Source organism: Dietzia cercidiphylli (genome assembly GCF_039531545.1).
GTDB classification, from domain to species: Bacteria; Actinomycetota; Actinomycetes; order Mycobacteriales; family Mycobacteriaceae; genus Dietzia; species Dietzia natronolimnaea.
In genome coordinates this window covers 24,426-44,805 of the sequence record NZ_BAAAQG010000022.1, presented here as the reverse complement: position 1 = coordinate 44,805, position 20,380 = coordinate 24,426, and the positions used below count along the sequence as shown (strand labels likewise).

The 20,380-nt window shown below is 67.9% G+C and carries 21 protein-coding genes; 2 read left to right on the top strand and 19 right to left on the bottom strand.

Annotation, left to right across the window (positions count from 1 at the left end; all coding sequences use genetic code 11):
* Window positions 1-31: 31 nt before the first annotated feature.
* The gene (locus tag ABD250_RS16645; protein ID WP_017836491.1) at window positions 32-289 is read right to left on the bottom strand and encodes a Txe/YoeB family addiction module toxin; all 258 of its coding nucleotides are present in this window, start codon (window positions 287-289) and stop codon (window positions 32-34) included.
* 1 nt (window position 290) lies between these two features.
* Window positions 291-572 (bottom strand): type II toxin-antitoxin system Phd/YefM family antitoxin, encoded by a 282-nt coding sequence (locus tag ABD250_RS16640; RefSeq protein ID WP_069388805.1) that lies wholly within the window; start codon window positions 570-572, stop codon window positions 291-293.
* A gap of 398 nt (window positions 573-970) precedes the next feature.
* On the opposite strand from ABD250_RS16640, the gene ABD250_RS16635 reads away from it, so the two are divergent.
* On the top strand, window positions 971-1,540 hold the full coding sequence (locus ABD250_RS16635) for a DNA-binding protein (protein ID WP_107749286.1): 570 nt from the start codon (window positions 971-973) through the stop codon (window positions 1,538-1,540).
* 282 nt (window positions 1,541-1,822) lie between these two features.
* Here the strand turns inward: ABD250_RS16635 and ABD250_RS16630 are convergent, their stop codons facing one another.
* The 3 genes from ABD250_RS16630 to ABD250_RS16620 all read right to left on the bottom strand — a co-directional run bounded on the left by ABD250_RS16630 (window position 1,823) and on the right by ABD250_RS16620 (window position 3,450).
* The gene (locus ABD250_RS16630) at window positions 1,823-2,110 is read right to left on the bottom strand and encodes a PLDc N-terminal domain-containing protein (RefSeq protein ID WP_182659403.1); all 288 of its coding nucleotides are present in this window, start codon (window positions 2,108-2,110) and stop codon (window positions 1,823-1,825) included.
* 95 nt (window positions 2,111-2,205) lie between these two features.
* Window positions 2,206-2,805 (bottom strand): hypothetical protein, encoded by a 600-nt coding sequence (locus ABD250_RS16625; protein ID WP_017836479.1) that lies wholly within the window; start codon window positions 2,803-2,805, stop codon window positions 2,206-2,208.
* Window positions 2,806-3,096: 291 nt separating this feature from the next.
* On the bottom strand, window positions 3,097-3,450 hold the full coding sequence (locus ABD250_RS16620; protein WP_182659404.1) for a hypothetical protein: 354 nt from the start codon (window positions 3,448-3,450) through the stop codon (window positions 3,097-3,099).
* A 242-nt stretch (window positions 3,451-3,692) separates the two neighbouring features.
* Here ABD250_RS16620 and mobF point away from each other — a divergent pair, with 242 nt between their 5' ends.
* A complete protein-coding gene (gene mobF / locus ABD250_RS16615) occupies window positions 3,693-7,250 on the top strand; it encodes a MobF family relaxase (protein ID WP_241730818.1) in 3,558 nt (1,185 codons plus the stop codon).
* Between the two features lie 29 nt (window positions 7,251-7,279).
* Here mobF and ABD250_RS16610 read toward each other — a convergent pair whose 3' ends face one another.
* The 14 genes from ABD250_RS16610 to ABD250_RS16545 all read right to left on the bottom strand — a co-directional run bounded on the left by ABD250_RS16610 (window position 7,280) and on the right by ABD250_RS16545 (window position 20,368).
* Window positions 7,280-8,017, bottom strand: a complete 738-nt coding sequence (locus ABD250_RS16610) for a hypothetical protein (RefSeq protein ID WP_182659406.1) — start codon at window positions 8,015-8,017, stop codon at window positions 7,280-7,282.
* The gene (locus ABD250_RS16605) at window positions 8,014-8,706 is read right to left on the bottom strand and encodes a hypothetical protein (protein WP_182659407.1); all 693 of its coding nucleotides are present in this window, start codon (window positions 8,704-8,706) and stop codon (window positions 8,014-8,016) included. Before ABD250_RS16605 ends, ABD250_RS16610 begins: the two co-directional genes overlap by 4 nt.
* On the bottom strand, window positions 8,703-9,209 hold the full coding sequence (locus tag ABD250_RS16600) for a DUF4913 domain-containing protein (protein WP_182659408.1): 507 nt from the start codon (window positions 9,207-9,209) through the stop codon (window positions 8,703-8,705). Before ABD250_RS16600 ends, ABD250_RS16605 begins: the two co-directional genes overlap by 4 nt.
* Window positions 9,206-10,936, bottom strand: a complete 1,731-nt coding sequence (locus ABD250_RS16595; protein ID WP_182659409.1) for a type IV secretory system conjugative DNA transfer family protein — start codon at window positions 10,934-10,936, stop codon at window positions 9,206-9,208. The genes ABD250_RS16600 and ABD250_RS16595 overlap by 4 nt, the downstream gene beginning before the upstream one ends.
* A 31-nt stretch (window positions 10,937-10,967) precedes the next feature.
* On the bottom strand, window positions 10,968-11,447 hold the full coding sequence (locus ABD250_RS16590; RefSeq protein WP_338404251.1) for a hypothetical protein: 480 nt from the start codon (window positions 11,445-11,447) through the stop codon (window positions 10,968-10,970).
* A gap of 80 nt (window positions 11,448-11,527) precedes the next feature.
* On the bottom strand, window positions 11,528-13,156 hold the full coding sequence (locus ABD250_RS16585) for a peptidoglycan DD-metalloendopeptidase family protein (RefSeq protein ID WP_194307071.1): 1,629 nt from the start codon (window positions 13,154-13,156) through the stop codon (window positions 11,528-11,530).
* A gap of 5 nt (window positions 13,157-13,161) precedes the next feature.
* Complete coding sequence (locus ABD250_RS16580; protein WP_017836505.1) at window positions 13,162-13,404, bottom strand: transposase; 243 nt, start codon at window positions 13,402-13,404, stop codon at window positions 13,162-13,164.
* Window positions 13,401-15,176, bottom strand: a complete 1,776-nt coding sequence (locus tag ABD250_RS16575) for an ATP-binding protein (RefSeq protein ID WP_241730816.1) — start codon at window positions 15,174-15,176, stop codon at window positions 13,401-13,403. Before ABD250_RS16575 ends, ABD250_RS16580 begins: the two co-directional genes overlap by 4 nt.
* Window positions 15,176-16,666, bottom strand: a complete 1,491-nt coding sequence (locus tag ABD250_RS16570) for an SCO6880 family protein (RefSeq protein WP_338404252.1) — start codon at window positions 16,664-16,666, stop codon at window positions 15,176-15,178. Before ABD250_RS16570 ends, ABD250_RS16575 begins: the two co-directional genes overlap by 1 nt.
* Window positions 16,667-16,695: 29 nt before the next feature.
* Window positions 16,696-18,333: a hypothetical protein gene (locus ABD250_RS16565; protein WP_344393378.1), complete on the bottom strand. Its 1,638-nt coding sequence runs from the start codon at window positions 18,331-18,333 to the stop codon at window positions 16,696-16,698.
* Window positions 18,315-19,136, bottom strand: a complete 822-nt coding sequence (locus tag ABD250_RS16560) for a DUF8175 domain-containg protein (protein WP_182658285.1) — start codon at window positions 19,134-19,136, stop codon at window positions 18,315-18,317. Before ABD250_RS16560 ends, ABD250_RS16565 begins: the two co-directional genes overlap by 19 nt.
* Window positions 19,133-19,753, bottom strand: coding sequence for a DUF8175 domain-containg protein (locus tag ABD250_RS16555; protein WP_308161416.1), 621 nt, complete (start codon window positions 19,751-19,753; stop codon window positions 19,133-19,135). The genes ABD250_RS16560 and ABD250_RS16555 overlap by 4 nt, the downstream gene beginning before the upstream one ends.
* 14 nt (window positions 19,754-19,767) lie before the next feature.
* Entirely contained in the window at window positions 19,768-20,064 is a 297-nt protein-coding gene (locus tag ABD250_RS16550) for a hypothetical protein (protein WP_017838656.1), read from the bottom strand.
* Window positions 20,065-20,068: 4 nt separating this feature from the next.
* Entirely contained in the window at window positions 20,069-20,368 is a 300-nt protein-coding gene (locus tag ABD250_RS16545; RefSeq protein ID WP_017838657.1) for a hypothetical protein, read from the bottom strand.
* Between the last annotated feature and the right edge of the window lie 12 nt (window positions 20,369-20,380).

Sequence of the window (20,380 nt, the reverse complement as noted above, 5' to 3'; positions counted from 1 at the left end):
GAGACGTGCGTTTCCGGCTGGGTCGGGTGCGTTACCCGTAGTGGTAGCGGCAGGTGGCGATACGGACTTCCGTTTCGGTCACTTTGTAGACGAGTCGGTGTTCGTCGGTGATGCGTCTGGACCAGTAGCCGGCGAAGTCGTATTTGAGGGGTTCGGGTTTGCCGATTCCTTCATTGCCGTTGCGGGTGATGTCCTGCAGGAGCAGGTTGATCCGTTTGAGGATCTTGCGGTCCTGTTGTTGCCACCAGAGGTAGTCCTGCCAGGCGTTGTCGTCCCAGACCAGCAGCACGTCAGTCCGCGCCAAGCAGGTCGCTAGCCTCGGCGTCGAGCAGGTCGCGAGCCTGGCCACGGCCATCCTCGAGCCTTTCCATCGCATCCAGGAGCCGACGGGCGTTGGCCGGGGATCGCATCAGGTGGGCGGTCTCGCGCAGGGACTCGTAATCGTCGAGGGAGACCATCACCACGGGTTCGTGACCGGCACGGGTGATGACAACCTCCTCGCGGTCGTTGGTGACTCCGTCGAGGACCTCGGCGTAGCGCGCCCGGGACTCGGTGTAACTCATGGTCTTCATGTCGAACCTCCTGTACGTAAAAGTGTACGTAGCGCGAGCGTGCGACGCAATCGCTTCCCTCGCAGCTGACGGCGCTACTCCCGAAGGGCCGATCCGCGGGCTGTTGGTGCGCCGTCGGGGTGCCGACGCGTGGCGGGCATTGCGATACCGAATCCGGCAGCGAGCTCGCCCCCGGCATGGGCGCGTCGGCCCTAGCCGCAGAGCGGGCAGGAGGGCCCCGCTGCCGCCTCTCTCGCGGTGGGGCGCGGCTCGGCGGCCGGGAAGAGTGTGTCGAGGAGGAGTCTCGGGCCGGATTTCAGCGCAAGAGTGCGTGCCGCTATCCCGGCGGACGTGCGTGGGGTAACATAGGTAACAAGAAACGATACCGGTTACCTGTTACCGAGTGTGGGGAGAGTGCGATGTCGACGTCGGAGAAGATCGCCAGGGCGTATGGGGTGCTTGTCGCGCGGGGAGACAAGATCACTGTCCGCAGCGTGCAGCGCGAAGCGGGGGTGCGGATCGGCGAGGTGGCCGCGTGGATGCGTGAGCACGCGGCCGCGGCCACCGGTGATGTGCCAGAGGCTCCGGACCTGTCGGAGGCGATGTCGGCGATGGTGCAATCGGTGTGGGCCGCGGCGTGGAAGCGGGCCGCGGAGCAGGCGGATGAGGCGACCGCGGTGGCACTCGATGCCGCGCGCGCGGGCGAGGCTGACGCTTTGACCGCGGCGGAGCGCGCTGTCGCGGAGAAAGACGAGGTTGTCGTCGCGCTCGATGGCGCAGCCGAAGAGGTCAAGGCGTTGCGGGCCGAGCTCGAGCAGCTGCGTGGCCAGCTCGAGACAGTGCGCCAGGACGCCAGCCTCGCGCGCGCCAAGGCCGAGGAGGCCGATCGGGCCCGGGTACGCGCCGAGGCGACCTCGGACACGCTGCGTGAAGTGTTGGACTCACTACGTGATGGACCTCGCGAGGCAGGCCCGGCCCCTAAGCCGTGAGCGCAGCTGGCTCCCCACCAAGCGGCCCCGAGTGCCGAGAAGTGGCAGCCATAGGTGGGGGCAGGATCAGGCTCGGAGGGCGCCGCTCCCCCGGCGGACCGGGGTGGTCGGATGTTCCTGGTCGCCGGTCACACGGTCGCCCCGGTTCGTTCGGCGATGAGACGTGCCATGCGGTGTGCGCGTGCGGTGCGGCCCAAGCCGCCCGGCCGCCCAGGGGATGATCGGGTGCCGGTCGCTATTGCGGTGGGGTGCTTTTACTGGATGGTGCTACGGCCTTGTCGATCACCGGGGCGAGGTGACCGTGTCGCGGACGGTGTTGTCGCTGCTGCGGCGGCGAGGACCGAGTAGCGCGTACAGGAGCACTCCGAGAAGCGGGAGTGCGAGGATGACGAGCGCCCAGGCCCAGTCATATGTAGTCCGTCGGTGTCTTGCCAGGTGAATGAGGGCGAGGACATCCAGGACGATCACGCTTACCATCGCCGCGCTCCATGCGATGTCGTACGCCGCCGGAATGGTGATCTGCGAGGCGTCTTGCGGAAGCGTGGTGGTGGCAAGTGGGAGAACGGGCATTGTTGATCCTCGGTAGGGGTCGGTGGATCACCGGTTGTCACTCGGTGTCGTACCCATCGTCCTGGAGTTGGCCTCCCCGTAGGTCAGTTGGCGGACTACCAGAGGCTCCACGGTTGCCCGGTGGCGATGGCGTCGTCGATGCGGTGATCAATAGTGTGCGCTGGCTCGTCTGCGGCGATTGCGGTGCGGATCGCCTCTGCGATTGCGCGGGAGAGGCCGGCTGGACCGCGGGTGTCACCGAGGGGACTGTTCGCGCTGTGTCGTCGCGTGAGGTAGTCGGCGCGGTTGTCGCCGGCGGTGCCTAGCCGTAGATGGTTCGGGTTGGTGCAGCCGGCGTAGTCGCAGCGGTGGCACAGGATGGGGTCGGTCAGGGCGCTCCAGCCGAGTCGGTCGATGATGCCGTGCGCGAGTTGGTAGGCGTACAGGTGCGCGGGGACGGTGCCGCGGCGGGAGAGCCCAGGCAGGCTGGCGGCGCGGAAGGAACCGTGTCCGGTGGAGGAGATCGCGCCGATCCAGGGCCAGCACTGGTCGGGGCCGCGGCGGTAGCGCTTGTTCTCAAACCGTTGCCGGGTGGCGGGGTCGGTGAGCCAGATGCGCCACAGTGTCGCCGGGGTGCGCACCGGCCGGGGATCGCCGAGCAGAGAGAGCTGCTGCGTGTCCGGTGCGGCCGGTAGAGGGAACAGTGCTGCGGTCATCGGGGCCTCGAGGGTGTTGAGGGAACTGTTACCGGGTGGGGCGAGGATAGGTGTCAGCTACGACAGCGTCGGCGATGGCCGGGCCCGCACGGTTGCGCAGTGTCCGCTGGTGGGTGCGCCCGGCGGCAAGACGCCGGGCGCACTCTAAAGAGCGCGTTGTGGAGCAGGCCCGGTAACAGCTCCCCGCTTAGACTCCCCCGCCCTGCCCGAGGCGCCGAGGGGTAAAGACACTGTCGCAGCGGGGCAGGAGTCCATCCTTCGACCCCGGCAGGGCGATCGGGCCCGAGGCGCTCACGCCACGTTGCGGTCCCCAGTGGCCTCCGCCGGGGCCTCATCGTGCGTGTCCTGCGCCGAGGCAACCTGCTCCTGTCGGTCGTCACCCAGTGTGTCGAGGGTCGTCTTGATGTCGCGAGTGGAGATGCCGAGGAGTTCGGCGATCTCGCCGCGCGGTTCGCCCTCGTCGATGAGAGCCTTGATCGCCTCTCCGGCATCGAGGCGAGCCTTGGCGATCGCGTCGGCGGCGGTGAAATAGCGGGTGGCCGCTGCCTCGATGCGCTCGTCGCGCTCCCGGCGCTTGCGCTGCTTCTCGGCGAGCGCCTGCCTGGCGCGGTTGCGGGCGCTGGTCTTGTCGGAGGTCTTAGCCACGGTAGTCGCTTCCCTGTAGTCGAGCTGGGCCTGTTCTCGCCACCCAACTCTAATGCTGCCGACGATCGCACACCAGAGCCTGCTATGCCCCCGGTCCCCCACCAGTGCCCCATCCGGACGTGTCACTTCGTTCCACGCTTGTACTTCGCTTCCCTCAGCCCCCGAGAACCCACACACCTCTTGCTGATTTTCAGACTTCGTCCGTGACCGGGCGCTGACGTGGGGTTAGAGTGGGCGTCGTGATGACCCTCCACGTGCTGCACGCCGGGGACGGCTACAGCTACCTGACACGTCAGGTAGCTACTGCTGACCGGCTGCGCGAACGTGGCCAGGAGCTGACCGACTACTACACCGCCAACGGCACCCCTCCCGGCCGCTGGCACGGCGCTGGCTTGGAAGCCCTCTCAGAGATCAGCCCGGTGTCCGGCACGGTGTCCGAGGAGCAGATGAAGGCGCTGTTCGGCGAGGGCCGGCACCCCAACACCGACCAGATGCTCGAGGCCGGCACCGACCTCAAAGAGACCGCGCTCGGTCGGAAGTTCCCCGAGTTCAAGAACGAGATCCCGCTCGTGGAGGAGTACAAGTCCACGCTCCGGGAGCTGGCCGAGGAGGGCCACACGATCGACAAGGCCACCACCTCGGACCTCTGGCGGACGCTGGCAGACAAGCACTACCGCGCCAAGTTCGGACACCAGCCACCCACGGAGCGGGAGCTGCTGTCCTGGGCCGCCGCGCAGCGCAGCAACGTGCGTCAGCCGGTCGCCGGCATGGATCTGGTGTTCACTCCGCAGAAGTCCGTCAGCACCCTGTGGGCCCTGGCGGACACCGACACTCGGCGGGAGATCGAACGCATCCACCGCGAGTGCGTCAACGACTCCCTGGCGTGGATCGAGCGCGAGGCCGCCTTCACCCGCCGCGGTGATCGCAGCGAGCGGCAGATCGACACCCACGGTCTGATCGTGGCTCAGTTCGACCACTACGACACCCGCGCCGGCGACCCGAACCTCCACACCCACTGCGCGGTGTCGAACAAGGTGTTGGGCGTCGACGGCAAGTGGTCCGCCCTCGATGGAGCGGCGCTACACAAGCACGCCGTGGCCGCGTCCCAGCGCTACAACGCGGCGATCGTTGATCGCCTTCGCCGGGAGATGGGCGTGGCGTTCGAGGCCCGCTATCCCACACGCGACAGGCAACCCGTCTGGGAGGTCGCCGGCATTGATCAGACGCTGTGCCGGGCGTTCTCCTCACGCCGTCAGATGGTCGAGGCTCGCCGCGACGAGCTCCTCGCCGAGTACCGGGCCACCCACGGCCGGGCACCGACTCAGGCGGTCCAGTACGCGCTTCTGCAGCAAGCCACGCTAGACACCCGGGAAGGCAAGCAGGAGTCCCGGTCGCTGGCCGATCACCAGTCGACCTGGCGCCGATTGGCCGCCCGTCACCTCGGGTCAGAAGCCGCCGTCGACGCTATGGTCTCCCGTGCACTGAACCCCGAAACTCCGGACAGTCAGGCGCGCGAGATGAACCCCTCGGTGCGGCAGATGGATGCCGTCGAGGTCGAGTCCGCCCGCGTCATCGAGGCCGTGTCCGATGCCCGCGCGACGTGGACCCACGCGCACGTGCGGGCCGTGGTCGAGACCCAGCTGACCAACGTCGCGTTCACCTCACCCACCGAGCGGGACCACGCGGTGACTACCGTGGTCGACCACGCCCTGGGACGCGGGTCGGTGGCCCTGTCGACGCCCGAGACGCTGGAGGCGCCGACCGCATTGCGGCGCGACTCCGACGGGCTCAGTGTCCTCGAGCGCCACGGCGAGCTGCTCCACACCTCAACCGCCATGCTCGACGCCGAGGGCCAGGTCGTCGCCGCCGCACAGACGCCCGTGGCGGTGTTCACCACCGGCGAGCAACTGCGAGCGGTTATCGCCGTGCAAGAGTCCGCGAGTGGTCGCGTCCTCAACCCCGGACAACGCGCGCTGGCCGAACACTTCTGCCTATCCGGCGGGCTCGTCGCCGCCGGCGTCGGTCCCGCCGGCACGGGCAAGACCACCTCCATGAAGGCCGTCACCGCCGCCTGGCAAGCTTCCGGCCGACAGGTCATCGCCCTGGCGCCGTCCGCGGTCGCCGCCGACACTCTCGGTGAGGAGATCGGCGCCGAAGGCCGCACGCTGGCCTCGCTGACCTACCGCTGGCGCGGAAAAATGGAGTACATGGGCTACGCGCCGCGTAACCCCGAAGGGCTGCCGATCGCTATCGAACCGGGTGCGATGCTGCTGCTCGATGAGGCCGCCATGGCCTCCACCAAGGACGTCGCGGCGCTCGTGGAGATCGCCCGCGATCGCGGCGCGGTGGTGCGCATGGTTGGAGATCCCGCGCAGCTCGACGCCGTCGAGTCCGGCGGACTCATGCGCCTGGTGGCCTCCGAGACCAACGCCCCCGAACTGACCGACGTCGTCCGCTTCGGCGACGACACCGCGCAGGCCCGCGCCTCCATCGGCATCCGCTCCGGCGACGCCGGCGCCCTGCAATTCCACGCCGACAAAGGCTGGGTCCACGGTGGCGACTGTGAGGAGATGATCGCCGCCGCAGTGGCCGATCACTTCGCCGACACTGACGCCGGTCGCGACGGGATCGTCCTGGCCTCCACCACCGCCACGGTGCGTGAGCTCAACACCCAGATCCAGAATCGTCACCGTGACACCGGAGCCGCTCAGGCGCGCCGTCTGGTCGACCTGGCCGACGATCTGACCGCCGGCCGCGGCGACATCGTCGTCACCCGCACCAACAACGGGGAGCTACGCACCAAGGGTGGGACCAGGCCCGGCTCCCGCGTGCAGAACGGTGACCGCTGGCGCGTGGAGAAGGTCGCCCGCGACGGGTCGCTGACCGTGAGGCACCTTGGGCACCGGGGCCGGGTCACCCTCGATGCCGACTACGTCGCCGGCTGTACCGAGCTGGGTTACGCGAGCACTATCCACCGCGCGCAGGGCATCACCGTCGACGTCTCCCGCACCGTCGTCGATGAGGCGACCAACCGCCGCGGGCTCTATGTCGCCCTGTCCCGCGGCCGGGCCGAGAACCACGCCTACGCCGTCACAGACTCTCCCCTGGATGTGGAGACCGAGAAGCCACACCTGCCCCCCGAGGTCGACGACCGGCTCACCACAGCCCGCGGCGTTCTGACCGCGGCCCTGGCCCGGGACGACGGACACACCACCGCCACCGAGCAACTGCGCGAGGCTCTGTCCGCCGCAGACGACCCGGACCGCATGGCCGCCGGCTACGCCGCCGCCCGCGATCTGCTCGTGCGCGACTACACCACCCACCTGGTGGGCTCCATGACCGTCGGTGAGGTGCCTGCGGCCGAAGCGGCGCCTCTGCGCTCGGCGGTTGATAGCGCGTTGGCCCGCGGCGTCGACGTCGCCGCCGCGATCGCGCAGTGGCACCACGAGGTCGACGCCTCGGACGACCCGCTCGCCTCGGCCACCGGCTGGCTATCGGGCTACGAGGTCGACACCGACACCGACCTCGGCCACCTGGCCCCCCTGCCCTCTCGACACCCCGGCATGGACACCGAGCTGGCCGACTACGCAGCCGCAACCCTGGCCGAGCACACCAGACTTACCCACGCGCCCATCCAGGAGACCCCCGAACAGGAAGACGAGGATCTGGACCCCTTCGCGGCCTCCTACCTCGCGCACCGGGCCGCAGACAGAGCAAACGGCCCGGCCGTCGGGAAGACGACCGGACCGTCTGTGGACTGGGGTCCGGCTACGGGGCCGGGTTCGTCAGCTGACCTCTGATGACCCTGCCGGGTGCCCTCGAGCCGGCGTTAGAACTGTGGCCCGGGGTCGGACTGTCGGCTCAGGTGTGAGCTTGGCGTGAAGTCGGTTGGGCCTGAGCTACTGGCCGGGTCTTGGCGTCCCCGATGGGTCAGATAGGACCCGATGAACGAACTGACCGCAGTAGCTGCCTCCTTCGCAGCACTGGGGCGCGAGGTGGTGCTGGGTGCAACGGGGGGCGACCAGGCCGGCGGGGTGAGCGTGCCGGTGGAAATCTGGACGCCTATCGGGGTGATCATGTCGAGGCGTTCGTCCACCGAGGTGCCGGTGAGGCGATCGAGTGTGGACTCAATCGCCTGTAGCGCACTAGGTCCGATCAACTCGGGCGGATCGAGTGAGATGGAGTCGATTGGTACAGCAATCGTCATCTCGTCACGCTCAGATTCCACGTTGATGACGCCCTGGAACAGGGCGTCACTCTCGACATTCCCGATGCGGATCTCATCGGGGCGGAAGTGCGTATCTGTGATGGCCATGACGATCTCGGGGGCCGCCGACCAGTGTTCCAATGCGGTGACGACTGCAGCGGCCGGTCGGGTATCGAGCAGCGTGTGGAGCTGGTCGCGCCTGAGGTGCCTGGTCGTGTCGAGCCGTGAGTCTCGAAAGTGAATCTTCCAGGGGTTCTCGGCTGGGGACGGCGGTACGACAGTCAACGGCGAGTTCGCTGCCGCCAACACCTCAGTCAGGTATGCGTGCAGCTCGTCGGAGCTGGAGGCGCTTGCGGTCATGGTTCCTCGACCTCCGGAGATGCCTCGATAGTTGGGGTACTGGTGTGGGGGGCAAGGGTCTGCTGCGCGGAACTCTCGGACTGCATGATCAGTTCAGCCGGCGCGGTCGTCCCAACTCCTGTGCTGACCAACCCATCTACGACCGACGGGGAGACGCCTGTAGCGGTCAGCTCATCCGACAGTTGATCAGGGCTCAGCCCGACTCGACGGTCGCCGGCTAGTGCGGCGGTATCGGCTGCTGATAGATCGGGAGTATCGGTGAGTGCGGCGTCGAGTACACCGACCAGGTCGGTGTCGGACACTTCGAGTGTCACCGCGGCGATCAAGGCGAGAGTGAGGAAATCGGGGTCAGGTCCGCCCTGTCGACGGGCACGATCCACTGACTCATCTCGGTCGCGTTCGGCCTGCGCACGGTCGACTTCGGCGCGTCTGCGGGCCTCGTCGGCAGCTTCGACCATTCTCCGCCGCTCTAGTTCGCCGGCGATCACCTCTCGTCGGGCCTGGGCGATCACCTCGGACACCCCTGCATCGGCGCGAGCGGTCTCAACTATCAGAGATCCCACCGAGTGCTGGCGGACGGAGTGTTCTCCGATCGAGCGTGTCCGTGTCGGGTACGGACTAACCGACGCGCCCACGCGGGCGTGGCGGATCAGATTGGCAACCACGGGGTCGCTGGGATGGGGGCTCATGATGCGCCTCCTTCGACTGGATCAGATTTGAGTGGTTTTCCTGGTTGATGGCTGGTGTCGCAGGCGAGCATCGGGGAACGTTCCCCTGTTAGCAGGGTCATGTGGTGGTCCCCGATGGTGCGAAGAAACAGCTCGTCACATGTGGCCGGGTCTTTGCGGGCGAGCGCCTCGTAGGCAAGCCACATCGAGCGGATGCGAAACCGCACTGAGCCGTGGGCCCACCACCGCGAGCACCACTTCTGGCTCATCCCTCCCGACTCGTAGGCCAGACGGAGGTAGTCGTCGAAGAACGCGAATTCGTCCGTGAACCGCAGGGATGGCGGCACACCTAGTTCGGTCTCCGCGAACTGCTCCACCTCTCGCTCGATGGTGCGAGCGAGGTGATCCGCGAGGCGCGGTGTCGCCAGCACGTCCTGTACTGCTGCGGGCAGCGCGGTCTTAGCGACCTCACCGATGGTGGCGCTGAACGCCTTGACGATCTGCTCGTCGAATAAGTGGCTCACGCCGCCGTCTCCTTGTTCTTCGGCGCCGGGGGCAGGTCCTGGTGATCCCAGCGCACCATTCGGGCCAGAATCGGCCGACGGCCGGTGGCCAGGACGATCATTCGTCCAAAGGGCAGTGCCGCTAGCTCTGCGGCATTGAGGGTCTGCCTCTCGACGATCTGTGTAGACACGGACCTACCGCGATCGCCGCCGCCGTGGGAGACCGACCGCTGTTGTTCGGTGTGGGTGCCAATGAGGTGGGCCAACTCATCGAGGAAGCGGTAGTCCTTGTGACCGGGGCCGATGACCACGATCGACGCGGCCGACCACAGTTTCTTCATGCCCTGCTCCCCCCAGACCTCGACGCCCTGGGCGTAGGACTGGAGCACGGTGTCGCAGATGATGCCGCGAGAGCCGAACGTGGAGTAGTAGTCGGGTAGGCGGGGCCAGCGCACGATGTTGGCGATCTCGTCCAGCGCCGCGGTCACGGGGACCGGCAGACGCGAGCCAGGGCAGGTGTCGGCGCGGTCGACCAGGGCCTTGAACACGGCCACGGTCAAGATCGACGTCACCGGCCGACCGATCGGGTTCTCCTCATCGGAGACCAGATACAGGGTGTCGGCGTTGGAGCTTGCGAACGCGACCGGGTCGAATCGCTCTGCGCCGGCCTGCGGGGTCAACCACCGAACGATCTGGCGTCGTCCCAGGCAAGAGATCATGTTCTTGGCCGCGGAGAAGACGTTGGAGCGGGTGCGGGGCTCGGCGCGGTACTTACTGGCCAGGTCTGCGGCCTGCGGCCCCCATTGACTGCCCGAGAGGATCTCGACCGGGGTGGAGTCCTCCAGGTTGGACACCCAGCCGTAGACGTCGGTGATGGGCCGTCCCTCCATCGCTGCCGCCAGGAACAGCGAGGCGAGCAGGTCGACAGCCTGGCTGTAGAAGTAGGCGTTCGGGTCACTGCCGGCCTCCCCGCGGGCGGTGGCAGCGTTGAAGATCTCGGCGAGCTCCTCGGCATTGCCGTCCCACCACTGATCGCGGCGCACGAAGTCCAGGGGATCGAAGTACCACCTCGAGGTGTCCAGACCGACGGCCTTGTCCTGCGGGTCGAGCACCCAGACCCGGCCGACCTGCTGCCGAAACGGCATGGTCGCCTCGATGACATCGCGCTTGCATGAGGTGGAGATGCAGATGCCCGGCGCTCGCCGGATCATCGGGATGATCCGGCTGGAGGTCTTTCCCTGCCTGGGACCCCACAGATCCAGGTGCAGGTCCTCCCAACCGCCCCAGAGGTCTTGCCCGGTGGAGACCTCCTTGCCGATGTACACCCCGGGGACGCTGGTGGCCTCGCCCCGGCTGAGGTTCGCGCGAGTCACGCTCTTGGCAGACAGTGATTTCACGTCCGCGCGGCCGGCGAGGTGCTGGCTCACGTCGTCCACGCGAGTCTTGCGGGCCTGCCGGCGCCCCAGTGCACCTGCGACGCCGCCCAGCAGGGCGCCGGCGATGAGCACCAGGGCGACCGCGACGATGGTGGCGCCGGTGGTCCACTCGATCTGTCCTTGCGCCAGGTCGATCACCGCGACTACCGGGTTGCCGGGGACGTCCTGGCCGCTGGCCGTGAGCTTCTCCCCGAGTGTGACGCACGCCCACACGCCGAGCACCGCGGCCGCGATGAGACCCATGGTGGCCAGTGCGATTGTCGGTCCGGGTTCGCGCGTCTGCGACTTTCTTGCGACGTCTTTGCCTGCCATGACTGCTCCTTAATGTGGTGTTCGCGCTGGTCTAGTCGCCGACGGATCTGTACTGGTAGCCGGAGACTTTCCAGTGGTCGCCGGCGAGCTCCAGCTCGACGGTCACGGTGATCTGCTCGAGTGGGGTGGTCGCTCCGTCGGTGTGCAGCACCTTCTGCTGGACCTGCACCACCCGCTGCGCGGTGACAGCGTCGCCTGCGACCGGGTCCTGCTCGCCGGCCAGGCTGGCAGCTCCGATCACGCGGTCACCGGACCTGGCCCAGGCCGGCCACTGCCGGGGCGTGGGATCGGGATCGGGACGAGTCGCCGCTGCGGTGGCCATCGGTCCGGTCAGCTGGTCGGCGATCGCGTGCATCGCATCCCACGGGGACTGCTGCTGAGCCGGGGTCCACGTGTGGACCCCGGACATCACCGCGACTGCCACCTCGTCTGCCGTGGTGATCGGGTCGATGTGCACGTGTGCGTCGGTGCCGGGTTCGTCCTCGCGGCCCAGCGTGATCGCTACCGCCACGGCAGCCACCGCTACGGCGATCACTAGTGCCGCTAGTAGACCTAGTTTCATTCTGCTCATCGCTTGATCCCTCATCTCGTTCATGCGCGTCCGAACCGCTCGGCCTCTTGAGGCACGATGACCACGTATTTCTGGGTCTCGGCGTAGGGCGGAACCCCTCCGTACTGCTGCACCGCTCCCGGGCCAGCGTTGTACCCGGCCAGCATCAGTGCCTGCGGATCCCCGCTGAGTTGGCCGGAGGCGATGCCCTCTCGCTGGCCCTCGGCGATCTCGCACAGGTAGCGGGCGGCGGCCATCGTTGCATCGGCCGGATCGGACGGGGATCCCGAGCCGGGCGGTCCGGCCACCTGACCGTTGTCGTCGACCTTCGCGCCCTTGGATGCCCACGTGCCAGGCATGAACTGCCCGTAGCCCTGGGCGCCGGCCGGTGACACCGCGGTGGCCTGAAACCCCACCGACTCGTGGTAGAGCAACCCGGCCAATAGCGGCGAATCGACCTCGCGGCACACCTGGCCGCCCAGGTCGATCCACCTGCGCAGCTCCTCGGGAATCTCACCGGTGTTCAGGCTCCGGTGCCCAAAGTCCGGGGCGCAGTCCTCGCCGCCTGCGGCGCCGCTGGTCTCCGAGGAGTCGTCAGCTCCGTCGGTCGGGGCCGATCCGTAGCGCTGGTCGTCCGTCGGCTTCCCGCCGCCGACGACGGTGACGTGGACGTGGTCGAAGTGGTTCTCGGTCGGGGTGCCCCGGTCCGGCATCTGGTTGGGCTGGCCTTCGGCGGGGATGTACATCTGCCGCCAGATCATGTACTCGAGATGGAAGAACTCGCGGTGTGTGAGCAGGTAGTTCTTGATGCGATTTCCCAGCTCACGGCCCTCGCCCGATTCGTAGTCCGGGATCATGATGTCCACCGCCCGCCCCGAGGGGTGGTCCGGGTAGGCATCGACCGGGCGCCAACCACCGATGGTCTGCACTGACGGGAACCGCTGTGCGACGGCCCGGGCGACGCGGATCGAGTCGACCTGCAGGTTCTCCTTGGACTGGATCTTGTCCGAATCGGGCAGCTCCCCGCCAGACGGCGGAGCTGGCCGCTTCGGCGAGGACGGGGCCGGGGTCCTGCTGCTGTCCTGGTCGTCTGGTTCGCTCCCGCCGGAGCCCGGGTTGACTGCCCTGTCGAGCCATGGCTGCGGGTCGGTTTCGCCTCCCCCCGCCAGCCTTCCGCCCTCCCACACCTCAAAGTGCAGGTGCGCGCCGGTGGACTGGCCGTTGTTGCCCACTTTGCCGATGTGCTGTCCTGCGGTGACGGTGTCGCCCACTTGCACTGCGACCCCGTCGTCCCACATGTGCCCGTAGACGGTCGAGTAGGGCTTGCCGTCGATCGTGTGGTCGATGATGATCCAGTTCCCGAACCCGGAGGCGGGGCCGGCGGCTGTCACCACTCCCCCAGCCATCGCGTACATCGGGGTGCCATCGGGGGCGGCCAGGTCGATGCCCCGGTGATCGGGCCGGTCCGCGCTCTTATACGTCGAGGACACGACGTAGTCGCCCTCGGCGACCGGCAGGCTGAGCTCGCCGGCGGGCACGCCGCCGCCTCCGGTGATGCCGCCGTCGGGGAGGCACCGGTCGTCACTGGTCGGCCCGAGGATCACCACGATCACCAGCGCCAGCAGGATGACACCGATGACCAGGCCGACGACGAGCTTGACCGGACGCATCGTCACTACCGGCCCAGCTGTGCCCGCAGTGCGGCGTTCTCGGCTTGCAGTGCCCGCAGGGTGGAGGAGTTGTGGGCCATCCATGCCCCGGCTGCGACCGCCCAGCGGCGCACGGAGTCGCGGCTGATGCCGAACTCGCGGGCGACGACCTCTGCCGCGGCGGAGGTTGAGGGGAACCCGGGCTCCAGGTCGACCAGCCGCTCTACGACCTGGTTGCGGAAGGCGTCGTCGTACGGTGAGGCGTTCATGCGATCGCCGCCTGCTGGGACGAGGGCGCGGCGTCGAGGAACTCCCGCAGCCGAGTGTTGGTGTCGTGGATGTTGGTCGCCCGCTCGGTATGGGTCAGCTGCACGTGGATCGGGATCCCGTGGGTTCCGTCTTTGGACGGTTTGAGCATGAACATGCCCTGGCCCAGCGGACGCTTCTTCTCTTGGCGTAGCTGCGTGCGCTCGATCGGAGCGCCCTTGGACCACGCGGTGATCATGGCCGCTTCCGCATCGCTGAACTGGAGTACGCCCTTGAGGCGGTCCAGCTCTCCGGCGGGCAGACCGCCACAGATGACCATGCCGGCCCGCTCGATGAACCCCATCGCGGTCTTGACGTCGACCTCATTGGGCAGCGTTTCCAGGTCGCGTCCTGTGTGGGTGATCATCAGCAGTCCCGTGCCATCGGTGCGGTTGAGCCTGGTGAGTTCGTCTACTCGCTGCACCATCCCCGCGCCGGCTCCGAGGGTCGCCCACATCTCATCCAGGATCGCCAGGAAGTAGCGCTGATTGGCCAGGCCGCAGTCGGCCAGCACGTGCGCGGCCTCCATCGCCCCGTAGGCATCCGACCAGCACGCCAGCAACACCCCTGCCTTGAGGGACTGGTCACCGCGCGAGATGGCCGAGACGTCGATACAGATCGCGGGGGCGTCGAGGTCGATCTTGGTGGTGGTGTGCTCGGCGAAGACCTGTCCCATCACCCCGTCAGTCAGTGACTCCAGGGTCTGTACGAGGGTCTGCACGGTGCGGCGATACTCGGTCTCGTCGGCCACGAACAGCGCGCGGCGTAGCCCGTCGCTACCCGACCGAATGAAGTCGATCAGATCGCGCAACAGCGGTGGCGAGGAGAACGAGAACTGCCCGGACTCTCGCATGGACCGCAACGACGCGGAGATCACCAACCCCTCGAAGTCGGCCAGGGCCTGGCCGCGGATCAGCTCGGCCAGAGCCATCACCATCGTCACCTGCCGGGAGTGCACCGACTCCTCGGTCTCGGTGATCGCCTCGGCCAGCCTGGTGTTGTCCTCGCCCCGGGCGTGCAGTTCCTCCAGATGAGCCCGCATCACCGGGATCGCCTCCCCTAGCGCTCCCGCGGCCAGCGGGTTCAGGTGCCCGTGACCGTGGCCCAGCCGGATCACCTGTCCGCGCTTTCCGGCCGGGGTGACCATCGCGTCGGTCACCGCCACGTACTCGCCCTTGATGTCACCAGCGACGATCGGCACATGCCCTTGGGCGACCGCGCCGATGAACTGCTTGCGAATGAGTGTCGACTTGCCCAGACCGGGTAGCGACAGCACAAAGGCCGAGGGGTTGCCGATGATCCCCGCCTTGAACCACGACAGCACGTCCCCCGAGACGTCCTGCCCCGTTTGGGCGTGGACTCCCAACGGCACACCCACTGCCGGGGCGGTCGCCCCCACCACCCAGGGGTTGAACCCACAGCCGTAGTTCGTCGAGGTCTGCGTTGCACCAGGAGCAGAGGCCACAGCCATACGGCCCGAGAACGCGCCCTTGAACCCGCGACCGTCGACCGAGCCGTATCGACTGGTGAAACGGGGCTTGCGGTAGCGGACCTGAGGCACCTGTCGCGCGGTGCGCACCTGCTCGGCGCGCTCCGGGTGCTCATCGCACCATCGCTTGTACGCCCGACCTGTCGGAGTCACCACCCACGGAGGCGGCGCGTCACCCGCAGTGACGCGCGAGTGCAGCTCCTCGAGCTCGGCCGGCCCGATCGGGGTCTTCGACCGGCGCGCCATTACTCGGCCCTCGCAAAACTCGAGATCGTGGACTTCTGATCGAGCAGAACGCCCAGGCCCAGGCCCGCGGCGAACGCTGCATCCTGCTGGCCGTTGGTCGAGTGCAGCCGTAGCTGCGATCGGTTGCCAAGTTGGCCGATGATCGCCGCCCCTTGGTCGAGCAGCTCTGTGTCCCGCAGGGTCAGGGTCACCAGCAGCGAGTACTCCCCCAGCTGCCCACCTCGGGCCAGCGCTTGCCGGGCGGCCTCGGTGCGTTCCAGACGTAGGCCCGCCGTGGCCTTACCGATCGAGCGGGTCTTGTTCGCGGCGTTGACCGCGTCAGTGTGCTCTTTCTCCACCTGCCGCTGCCCGTCACCGGCGGCGATCGGCCGGTACACCAGCGTGATCCGCTTACGCGGGATGTCCGTTTTCGGCTCCAGCAGCGGCCGCAGAACGTGGTCCGGGAAGGCTGCTGCCGGCGGGGCGGCCATCTCGAAACTGCGCGAGACCCAGTCTTCGTGCCGGTAGTGGTTCCATTTGGCCACTGCCGTGGCTGGACCGGCATCCTCCCAGTCCACTCCCAGCGGTTCGGACGCCAGGCGTGCCCTGTTGATGACCTCCTCGAGGTCTGGGCGATAGCAGCGCATTGCCAGACCCACCGCGGCCTCCGGGCTCATCGGCGTGGCCGACACCCCGGCATACTCGAGCCGCTGATACAGGCCCGGAAGTCGGAACCCCAGGTCCGTGGCCATCGCCTCGGGGTCCTTGCGCTGCATCGCTGTAGCGGCCTTGAACGTGATCGCGATCCACGAGCGGGTCACGAGCTTGCCGCGAGCGAACTCCACCGCTGATTCGGCCTGAATCCTGCGGGCGATCTCGGGCGTGGACTCGTCTACCGAGTTCTTCACCGCCGCCATGAGGTCCTGGCCGGTGGTCGGGTAGGACTCGACTGTCACCGTGGCGGCCACCACGTCGTCGTTGAGCGAGAGGTCGGCCAGCCAGGCTCCCCATTCGGCCGTCATGTCGTTGCGGTTGGCAACCGTCAGCGGCTCCTGCCCACGCGAGGACGCGTTGAGTAGGACCGTGTACTGGTTCAGTGCTCGGTCTCGGATCAGCGCGAAGTCATTGCCGGCCACGTCTCGGCCGACGTGGAGCTCGGTCTTGGCCAGTGCTCCCGGTAGCCGGTATCGACCCCCCGGCACTCGTGAGTTGGGCCCGGACCGGTACACCGTCGACCCAGCTGCCTGCGCCCGCCAGAACTGCCATCTCATTTGTGCCACCTCGTAGAGAGTTCGATTTCCGATACGCAGTACCGCCGGGGCCAGGTACCCCACCGCCAGCACCGCAATGAGCGCCCCCGCGCCCAACCCGCCCTGCATCAGGACCAACATCGCGACGATGAACGCGATCCCGGCGATGATCGTCGCCCGCAACGGCAGGCCGAACATGCCCGTGCGCTGCGACTTCTCGCCCAGCGTGTAGAGCCGCAGGTCCGCCTGCTCGCCTGTCATAGACACCAGCTGTCTCCTTGCGCGCTCTTCTATCGGTAGTGATGGGGAGTCGGGTGCGCGGCCAGAGCACCGTCGAGCATCTGCTCGGTGGACTGGCTCATGCGTGCTGCGCCATGCGCCGCCGAAGCCACCGCGCCAACTCCCGCACCCGCCAGGCCTGCAACAGCACTGGCGCCGCGCCCCGCGCCGGCCACCGCACCAGCAACTCCGCCCTGAGGCTTGGCGGCCGCGCCGCCACCGCTTGAGTTGCCGCCCCCCGCCGGGCTTGCGCCTGCCGGTGAGCCCGCCCCCGCTGGCGCCGCCGGGGTGGGGCCGGGGCCCCCACCTGACGGCGGGGTCGACGACGAACCTGACGAGTGCGGCCCGAGGTACGCCGCCCCGTTCGCTGCGCCCTGGCCACCTGCCCCCGACGCCGCCGGGGAGGCCGCACCCGCCATGCTCTGCGAAGCACTGCCCAGCGCCGCCCCCGCGGCTCCTGCGACAGCGCCGGTCGCGCCAGCGGCGACCGCACCCATGCCGGCCGCACTGCCGCCAGCCACTGAGGCGGACACCGCCGGGGCGACCACCCGCATCAGTGCCGGGAGAACCAGGCCTGCAGCAGCCAGCAGCAGCATCGACGACACCGCCTCCATCACCGACGGCGCCTCGGTCCCCGAGGACATCCAGAACGCCGCCAGGTACAGCAGGGTTGCTACCGGCTTGAACAGCAGCGCCGCCACCACGAAACCGATCATCGACTTGAATGCCTGCTTGCCTGTGTTCATCGCAAACGATGCCGCCGCGAGCGGCAGCAGACCTACCACCACCACCAGCAGACCCTCTCGGACCACTAGAGCGACCATCTGCGCCAGCGCTCCCAACAGGGCGAACACCACGAGAATCAGCACCGCCGCCGGACCAAGGCCGGTCTCCTCGTCGATCAGAGCCACCGCATTGATCGCCGCCGCGGGATCCCCGCCCAATCCATCGGTGAGCCACTGAGCCGACACCGCATCCGTGGCCAAATGCAGGGACAAGATCACCACCGGCAGGGCGGCGCCGGCCAGAATGAAGTTGAACACGAGCTGGCCGACGTCCTCGAAACCATCACCCAGGCCGCGATTACGAGCGATCGCCATCCGAGTGCCTGCCACGATCAGCGACACCACGAACAGCAACGCCTGCGCCCACAGGGTCAGATTGAATATCCCCTCGACAGAGGAGGCGAAGTCAGCGCCCGAGAACGGCGACTCCTTGATCCACATCGTCATGATCAGCGCCAACGACTGCGCGTTGCCCTCAAGAAGCGATTTGACGAAATCGCCAATCGGATCGCCCCAGAATCCAGAGGCAATCGCCTCGGCCGCATCGGTTGGATTGAGTGCCGCGCCGACGGTGTTGCAGGCGGCCGACTGAACACCCCGGACCGGGGCCGTGAGTGTCTCTCGCAGTCCGCCGGCATGGGCAGACTCCCTCATCCAATCGTGTGCCCCCGTATCGGAGAGCAGACCGCCGTCAAGGAACCCGCCGCCGACCTCGCCGTCTCGGCACTCCTCGTAGAACGACTGGAACTCGTTCTGATCAGTGTTCTGGGCGGCGGCTGGCGCCGCCACCGCGACCGAGGCCAACACAGCGGCCAGGAGGGCGACTGCCAGCTGCGTGAGGCGTCTCAGATCCACAGCACCCACGACCGATCCAGCTCCTCGAGCGCCGGCAAAGACCGCCCAGAGACGATCTCCCACTGTTCGCCGGTCCAGGCAACAGACACGCGAACGACTGGATGCTCGGTAGCGCTCACGTCGATGGTGTCGACCTGGCCGACTGCGTCCGCCACCGACGGCATCGCCGCATCGACGGTGCAAAACTCGGGAGAGCAGTGGCTGAAGCGGAACCACCGGGGAGCTTGAAAGCCCTCGGCGGCCCGAAGTGCTTGCCCCTGTGCCGCCGTCCCGCGGTTCCGGAGCTCCTCAAGCAACCCGGGCTCCTCCGCGACGAGCTCGGGGGCATAGCGCTGCATGAAGTCGGCGTACACCGGCCCCATCTCCAGGCCCAGGCCGATGTAGTTGGCGGTGAGCAGGGCTGCTCCGCCTGGTGAACGGGCGTAGCCAGTCATGACGTCTTCCTCGACGTCGGTGGGGCCGTCCGAGGTGGACACCATCAAGGTGGTCCCGCTCGGAACGCGCTGCAGTGTCAGGCCTGATGGTGCGGCCACCTGTTCGGTGCCGGCGGGGAAAGATCCAGCCTCTTCGCTCTGCCCTAGGGGTTGTCCTCCGGGGACCTCCACGACCGTGACTTGCCGACCCACGAGGTCACTTACCACTCGCCCCGGCTGGACTGCGGGCGTTGAGACGACAGGCGCCGAGGTCGGCTCCGGTGCAGGCGCCGCTTGGCCGGTTTCTTCGTCCCGTCCGGTCATGGCGATGACCAAGACCAACACCACCAGCGACACAACCAGTACTGCAGCGGCGGTGATCCACGTCTTCTTCGTCATTGGTTGTCCTCGTCCCAGGTCGTGAACCCGTCCAGCGTCTGGATCTCGGCGGCGTCGATGTTGTCGGCCTGCGTGGGCAGAACGACCTTCCAGTCCGCCCCGGTCCAGGCGAGCTGCACCGGGTAAGCAGCCAGGAGGGGCTCTGGCTCGTCGGCGGACGGTGGAGTGGAGGTAGCCAGCAACACGATCGCCCGCTCGGGTGAGTAGTCGGTGACCTTGAAGCCGGAGAACGTCGTCGCCACCGCCGGGTCAACTGCTCCGGACACGCTCATCAGCACCCGGGCTTGCGCCCACTGGTCACGCCCCGGGCCGGGAGCCGTCACCGTGCGCACCACCTCGGGCCAGGTGGCATCCGGGGCCGTGGCCAAGGCCGCCTGACCGTTCGCCGCCGCCAGCGCCGCACCCTGCGGCGTGTGGCTGTAGCCCTGGGGCGGGGACGTCCTTGCCGGGCCGTCGGCACGGGAGGTGGGAACCTTGAGCCCTGCGACGTTTCGCCAGGTGAGATCGGCAGGCGCAGCGGCGACGTCGACGGCCGGGGCCTCAGTCTGCTCATCTGTTGAGCAGGCTGAGATGGGTAGCAGCAGCGCTATCGCCGCAGTGATGAGAACCCGTCGCACAGCTATCTCTCCTTCTAGATGAAAACGTCGGCGATGTGGCCGGCGGAGGCCACGATCAAACACCCGACGATGACCTTGATGGTGATCGCCTGGATCGAGGGCCCGTACTGGTCGATCAGGCGGTTGTCGATCGTCAGCAGCGCGCCGATCGCCATCACCCCGGCGACCAGGACGGCGGTGGCGCCCCACTTCACCCAGCCGACTGCCTGGGTGAAGCGGGTCATCGCCTCGGCCGGTGGCCCAACAGGACTGGTCGGGGGCAGCACCGCGCCCGGATCCTGTGCCAGGACGGTCACCACGTCGGCGAGCACGGCTCTAGGAGACCAGCGCGTTGACGATGGGGCCGGCCAGCATGATGAGCAGGCAGCCACCGATGATGCGGGCGACCGTGGCCTGGACCTCGTCGCCACGGCCCGACGAGCGGGCCATGATGAAGTAGGCGCCGGCGGCCATTACGCCCATGATCCCGATCGCGATGCAGCCCCACATGAAGTACGACAGCGCGGTGTCGACCTTCACGCCCGCTCCGGGGATTTCCTGTGGGGACAGGTTCTCCCCGACGGCGATGATGTGCTCGGCCACCGGGGCGGCGGCGTGAATCGTCTCGACAAACATGGAGTTCTCCTT